Here is a 4,949-nt window from a genome sequence, read left to right as displayed (position 1 = left end):
ATTTATAACTGGCTAAACTTTTAATAAAATCTTTATCAATTGCAGCAGATTTACTCATCAGCAATAACTGCATATTACTTTTCTGTCTTTTTTTAAAAAAAGAAAATGCTTTTAAAAGTGTAATTAAGTTGCTGCCGGTATTAACAGGGCCAGCGTATAAAAAATATTCCAGCCCTTCGGTATATTTTTCTTTAACGGCATCTTTTTGTTGCCAGGTTGATGGTTTAAAATTATTACTGGCGGAAGTGTATGCTACATCAATTTTATCAGATGCTATTTTGTATTTATTAATAATATCTTTTTTTAAAAATTCAGCTGTTGTTACAATAACTTTTGCTTTAGTTAAAAATTTTTCTGTATTTTTTTTATAGAAATTTAACCAACGCTTTGAAAAAAATTGCGGCAGTTGTAAAAAAGATAAATCATTTATAATTACGCATTGCGGAAGTTTGGTACGTAAAGAGCAATAACCACCTGTGCTTATAAAAATATCGGCCTTGTGTTTTTTTAATAAAGAAGGTATTTTATAATTAAGCCGGTATTGCAGCAACAACGGGTTTTTAATTTGGGGTCCGGTTATAACAGCAGTTATGTTTTTTGATGTAATATATTTTTCATCAAAATTATTATCAAAAAAATAGATGAAGTTGTGTTGGGGGTATTTTTTGGCTAATCTTGAAAAAATTTCAAAAATAAAATCACCATCATAGCAGGGGTAATTAGTATTTAAAAAATTTGCATTTACAGCAATGGTCATCGCAGCACTTTTACTTTTACTGTTTCAATCCTTGTATCGCTTACATTTAAAATATCAAATTCGTAGTGGCCAAAAATAATACGGTCTTTTTGTTTGGGTATGGTTTCGTGGTTTTGTATTATGTAACCCGAAAGTGTTTCTGCTCCTTCTTCATCCGGAAACTGCAATTTGTATTTTTCGGTAATGTAATCCAGCTCCAGCCTGCCGCTAAAAATAAATTCGTTGCCCGATAATTGTTTTTCTACAAACTCTTCAGTGTCATATTCATCACGGATGTCACCAAAAATTTCTTCCAGTATATCCTCCATAGTTACAATACCTGCGGTGCCGCCAAATTCGTCGATTACCCAGGCAATACTTTTTCTTTCTTTGCTGAATTTATTCATCAGGTCGGTAGCGCTCATACTTTTAGGCACCGTGGGTATGGGCAATAGTACTTCTTTTAACGTAGCAGGATTTTTAAAAAGGTCAAGCTGATGAACATAGCCCGTAATATTATCTATATTATTTTCGTACACCACCAGTTTGCTTAACTGGGTATGTATAAATTTATTTTTTACTTCCTCAATAGTTGTATTACTGTTTACGCCTTCAATCTCCCGGCGTGGTATAAGGCATTGGCCCAGTTTAACTTCACTTAATGATAAAGCATTTTCAAAAAGTTCTTTATTTATTTCATTGTTATCTTCTTCCTCGTGGCTTTTGCTTTGCTGCAGAAAATGTTCCAGATCCACTTTGCTGAATATTTCTTTTTTCTCGTTAAGCTTTACATCAAACAAATGCCTTAACATCCACTCTGCTGTATTTACAAAAAAAGCAGCAGTGGAAGATAACAACCAGTAAAAAAAACTTGCAATAAAACTTATAATACCCGAACTGAGTAATTCATTATTTCTTGCCCTGAAAAATGCTTTAAACATAAACTCTACAAAAAGCAGTATCAATGTAGAGATAACAGTTTCTACAAAAAGCTTGATGTATTTTACATATCCCGAGAGAGATGGAGAAAGTTGTGCAGCAATCCAATTCCATACCGGCGAAAGCATACTGCCAATAAGCAAACCATAAATAACTAAAACAATATTTACACCAACCAATGTAGTACCGATAAAACGTGTTGGCTTATCCGAATAAGCGCCCCAGATTTTGCCACTGTAAGTACCCTGTTTTCTGTTTAATTCAACAGATAATTTATTAGCAGATACAAATGCTATTTCTATACCGGAAAAAAAACCGATGAGTAACAATGAAGCGATAATTGCAATAAGGGCCATCCAATCCATACTATAAAAATAAAGAAGATTTTTTTAATGATGGGTTTAACTGCACTGTTTCGTAAAATATTAAAATTTACAGGTATTTACGGCATCATCCTGCATAGTGATTGCGTAGTGTTTTTACTATCGCACCGTTCAGGGTTATTGATACAGGCGGCTTCTATTACAAACTTGCAGTATAAATAAACTGCTTATGTATCAAACGATTCTTAAAAAGTACTTTTTACTTTTTATTATATTTTGTTGATAAAGCCAAAAACAATCATTTCGGCTTCTATGCAGGCTTTTTGCAGGTCATCGTTTACTACCACTTTATTAAAATGATCTTTAAAAGAAAGTTCGTAAGATGCTTTGTTTACCCTTGCGGCAATAGATTCTGCTGTTTCAGTACCACGGCTTTGTAAACGCTTTTTTAATTCGCTAACCGAAGGCGGGTCTATAAAAAGGCTTAAAGAAGTTTGGGGAAACTGCTGCTGTACATGAATGGCGCCTTTTACATCAATATCTAAAACCGGTATTTTATTTTGCTGCCATATTTTTTCTAACTCAGATTTTAAAGTGCCGTAATATTTTCCTTCGTACACCATTTCCCATTCTATAAATTCGTTGTGCTGAATTTTTTGTTTAAAATCATCCGTGCTTATAAAATGATAATCCACCCCATCTTTTTCGATACCTCTTGCCTGGCGTGTAGCCGCAGAAACTGAAAAAGCCAGTTGCGGAAAATGTTGCATCAGGTGTTTTGTAATAGAAGTTTTACCGGCACCGGAAGGGGCTGTAATGATGATGATTTTGTTTTGGTACAACGGCATAAGCAAAGAAAATGTTTATTTTTTTAATGAGGCCGAAAATGTAAGATTAACGGAACATTTGTTCCTGTACTCGTTAGTGTTAATTCAAATTCGGATAGGGAGGTTATTAAATAACTGTTTATAGAATTTTTTGTAATTGAAGTTAGGGTGAGTGTTTTTTCGTCAGGCGTTATTTCATAAGTGCCCTGTATAGTTGTTCTTTCGCCAATGCTGCATTGATAGGTATTGTTGCTGCTGAACGTCCAGCTTAATGCTTTAAGTGCTGCTTCGGTTTGTACTGCAATGGCAGAATCTTTGGGGTTGTTAAAACTTTTATCAATTGGAGCAAGGTTTTCTACCTGCACACAATCCCATTTTTTTGCAATAAGTTTTTGGGTTTTATTTTGGCAGGAGGAAACCAATAAGGAAATGGGCAATAAGCAATAAAAAAATTTTTTTAAATTGATATGCACTTTGTAGTTTTTTATTTTTATTAAACTCTTTTAATATCTGCCCCCAATTTTATTAATCTCTCGTCTATATTTTGATAACCCCTGTCTATTTGTTCAATATTTTGAATAGTGCTTTTACCCTGTGCACTTAATGCAGCAATAAGTAAAGCAACACCGGCACGAATATCGGGGCTGCTCATGGTAATGCCCCGCAATTGCTGTTCTCTTTCCAAACCAATTACCACGGCACGGTGAGGATCGCATAAAATAATTTGCGCCCCCATATCAATCAGTTTATCTACAAAAAATAAACGGCTCTCAAACATTTTTTGATGAATGAGCACACTGCCTTTTGCCTGTATGGCGGTTACTAAAACTATACTTAATAAATCGGGTGTAAAGCCCGGCCATGGATGATCGTAAATAGTCAGCACCCCGCCATCCATATACTTTTGTATCTCATAAATATCCTGCGAAGGGATATGAATATCATCGCCATTAAAATTTAACTGGATGCCGAGTTGTTGAAATTTTTCGGGGATAACGCCAAGGTGTTGTATGCCTGCATTTTTAATAGTGATATCACTTTGCGTCATAGCTGCAAGGCCAATAAAACTGCCCACTTCAATCATATCGGGTAACATGCTGTGTGTGGTGCCGCCTAATGCGTCCACGCCATCTATAACCAATAAATTACTGCCGATGCCTTTTATTTTTGCACCCATACTGTTGAGCATGCGGCAAAGCTGCTGCAGGTAAGGTTCGCAGGCTGCATTGTAAATTGATGTAGTGCCTTTTGCCAGAACGGCTGCCATTAAAATATTTGCAGTGCCGGTTACACTGGGTTCATCTAATTGTAATGAAGTACCTTTTAATTCATTTGCCTCCAAATGAAAAAATCCATCTTCATGGTAAGAAAATTTTGCACCCAGTTTTTCAAACCCAATGATATGAGTATCTAATCTTCTTCTGCCAATTTTATCGCCTCCGGGCTTGGGGATGTAGGCTTTTTTAAATCTTGAAAGCAGCGGGCCGGCAAGCATTACAGAGCCACGGAGTTTGCCACTTTTTTTATGATACGCTTCACTGTGTAAATATTCTACATCTACATTATCGGCCTGAAAAATACAGGTGTCCCGGCTCACCCTTTCCGTTTTTACATTCATCTCTCCCAATAGATCAATTAAAAGATTTACATCAATAATGTCGGGAATATTTTTAATAGTAACTTTTTCTGCCGTTAGTAATACTGCAGAGATAATTTGCAGTGCTTCGTTCTTTGCACCCTGAGGAGTAATTTCTCCAAAAAGTTTTTTGCCGCCTCTTACTTCAAATGATTGCATGCTATATTCTTTTATTACACGAATTAAAACGAATTACACGAATTTTCACCACTGAAAATAAAAATACCTGACTTTAAAATCAGGTACTATAATTAGTGTAATTCGTTTTAATTCGTGTAAGGGTTAATACCTCTTTTTAAAATTCCTGTTATTATTCCTGTTATCTCCACCACCACCTCTGTTATCTCTTCCACCGCCGCCTCTGTTATCTCTTCCACCACTACCACCACGGTTATCTCTTCCACCACCCGTGTTATTTCTTGCACCAAAATTTTTTCGGTAACCGTTAGTTCTTCCACCACCATAATCATCTTCGCTGCGGTTATCGG

At 35.7% G+C, this 4,949-nt stretch carries 6 protein-coding genes; all 6 read right to left on the bottom strand.

Annotated features, from left to right (window positions below; all coding sequences use genetic code 11):
* Positions 1-757, bottom strand: a 757-nt coding sequence (locus ACY65O_RS14945; protein WP_462221661.1) for a glycosyltransferase family protein, incomplete at its 3' end; no start/stop codon positions are given.
* Positions 754-2,040 carry a hemolysin family protein gene (locus tag ACY65O_RS14940; protein ID WP_462221660.1) on the bottom strand — a complete coding sequence of 429 codons (1,287 nt, stop codon included), beginning with the start codon at positions 2,038-2,040 and terminating at the stop codon, positions 754-756. The genes ACY65O_RS14945 and ACY65O_RS14940, both read right to left, overlap by 4 nt.
* 227 nt (positions 2,041-2,267) lie before the next feature.
* The gene (gene gmk, locus ACY65O_RS14935) at positions 2,268-2,846 is read right to left on the bottom strand and encodes a guanylate kinase (RefSeq protein ID WP_462221659.1); all 579 of its coding nucleotides are present in this window, start codon (positions 2,844-2,846) and stop codon (positions 2,268-2,270) included.
* A 23-nt stretch (positions 2,847-2,869) separates the two neighbouring features.
* Positions 2,870-3,262 carry a lipocalin-like domain-containing protein gene (locus ACY65O_RS14930; protein ID WP_462221658.1) on the bottom strand — a complete coding sequence of 131 codons (393 nt, stop codon included), beginning with the start codon at positions 3,260-3,262 and terminating at the stop codon, positions 2,870-2,872.
* A 56-nt stretch (positions 3,263-3,318) separates the two neighbouring features.
* A complete protein-coding gene (gene murA, locus ACY65O_RS14925; RefSeq protein WP_462221657.1) occupies positions 3,319-4,620 on the bottom strand; it encodes a UDP-N-acetylglucosamine 1-carboxyvinyltransferase in 1,302 nt (433 codons plus the stop codon).
* 123 nt (positions 4,621-4,743) lie between these two features.
* Positions 4,744-4,949, bottom strand: a 206-nt coding sequence (locus ACY65O_RS14920) for a hypothetical protein (protein ID WP_462221656.1), incomplete at its 5' end; no start/stop codon positions are given.

This window comes from Ferruginibacter sp. (assembly GCF_031430955.1).
In the GTDB taxonomy this organism is placed as follows: Bacteria; Bacteroidota; Bacteroidia; order Chitinophagales; family Chitinophagaceae; genus Ferruginibacter.
Note: the sequence above shows the minus strand (reverse complement) of the source record. Positions and strands in the feature narration are given on the sequence as shown.

Coding starts and splice junctions, on each gene's coding strand:
- ACY65O_RS14940 (WP_462221660.1), bottom strand. CDS start 2,040: ATGGATTGGATGGCCCTTATTGCAATTATCGCTTCATTGTTACTCATC.
- gmk (WP_462221659.1), bottom strand. CDS start 2,846: ATGCCGTTGTACCAAAACAAAATCATCATCATTACAGCCCCTTCCGGT.
- murA (WP_462221657.1), bottom strand. CDS start 4,620: ATGCAATCATTTGAAGTAAGAGGCGGCAAAAAACTTTTTGGAGAAATT.